General features: G+C 39.9%; 2 protein-coding genes. Both read left to right on the top strand.

What is annotated here, in order from left to right; genetic code table 11:
* Positions 1–609, top strand: a 609-nt coding sequence (locus Q0256_RS10805) for a DUF2779 domain-containing protein (protein ID WP_297962972.1), incomplete at its 5' end; no start/stop codon positions are given.
* Positions 610–665: 56 nt separating this feature from the next.
* Positions 666–1,382: PD-(D/E)XK nuclease family protein (locus tag Q0256_RS10800; protein ID WP_297962969.1), on the top strand; the 717-nt coding region annotated here is incomplete at its 3' end.

Genomic DNA, 1,382 nt, shown 5'->3' with positions numbered 1-1,382 from the left:
AGCTATCCGCTCTATCATCTCGACTTTGAGACCTTTCAGCAGGCGGTACCGCAATTTGTAGGGCTTAGGCCTTACGAGCAGATACCTTTTCAGTTTTCTATCCACAAAGATGACGGCAAGGGAAATTTAGAGCATTTTGAGTTTTTGGCCGAGGCCGGAGCTGATCCTAGATACGAGCTGGCGCTAAATTTGATCAAATTTATCCCGCAGGATGCCTGCGTGCTGGCTTATAATATGAGCTTTGAAAAAGGAGTGATAAGACGTCTTGCCGAAAATTATCCGCAAATCTCAAATGAGCTTATGGCTATCCACGACAATATAAAAGACCTCATGGCACCCTTTGCAAGCAAAAGCTACTACCATCCGAAAATGAAAGGTAGCTACTCCATAAAATACGTCCTGCCGGCACTTGTGCCGGAATTAGAATTGGCGTATAAGGATTTAAATTTAATCCATCACGGAGGCGAAGCTATGCAAGCATACGCCGCTATGACTTTTATGAAAGAAACAGAGCGCGAAGCTTATAAGCAGGCTCTGCTAGAATATTGTAAGCTCGATACGCTAGCAATGGTTAAAATTTTAGAAAAACTTTATGAGGCTGTGCACTAAGACAAAAAATGCCTAGTTTGTCTGCTATAATGCTTTAAAATTTTAAAGGAGGAGATATGGATATAGAGAAATTTGAATCTATGCTAAAGCAAATCAAAGTCTTAAGCGATAAGCTAGAAGTGAAAAAGCTGCGCGGCAATAATGACTACAATCTATTTTTGGCGCTTTTTGACGCTAGCGACGAAGTGAGGTTGCACTCGCGCTTTATCTGCTCGCTACTCGATCCGAACTCGCCGCATTATCAAAAAGAGCTATTTTTGGAGCTTTTTATAAAAGCATGCGGGCTAGAGGATTTTGGGCTAAATTCGCAAATCGCAAAAGTCTATAAAGAATATGAGAATATCGATATCTACATAACTGACGGCACGAAGCATATTATTTTAGAAAATAAAATTTATGCCGGCGATCAAGAGGCTCAGATTAAAAGATATATAAAAACTATCCAACAAGAAAACGGCAATGAAGCTGAAATTTACGTGCTGTTTTTATCACCGCAAGGGCGCGAGCCTACCGGCTATAGCCTAGACGGACTAAAAATCAAAGACGGCAGAATTTCAAACGAAAAGGGCGATGAAATCGCTAAATTTAAGGCGATTTCATACGACAAAGAGATAACTGCGTGGCTTGATCTATGCCTTGAAGAAACGGGAAATTTAACCAATTTGTCCGCTGTGATATCGCAATACAAAAATGTCATCGAAAAAATTTATGGAAAATATAAAGGAGTGCAGATGGATGCAAATGAAATTAGCAAGATAATTTTAGAAAACTAT

Source organism: uncultured Campylobacter sp., assembly GCF_937949835.1.
Taxonomy (GTDB): Bacteria; Campylobacterota; Campylobacteria; order Campylobacterales; family Campylobacteraceae; genus Campylobacter_B.
The sequence above is the reverse complement of the archived record's forward strand: the minus strand, read 5'-3'. Positions and strand labels throughout refer to the sequence as shown.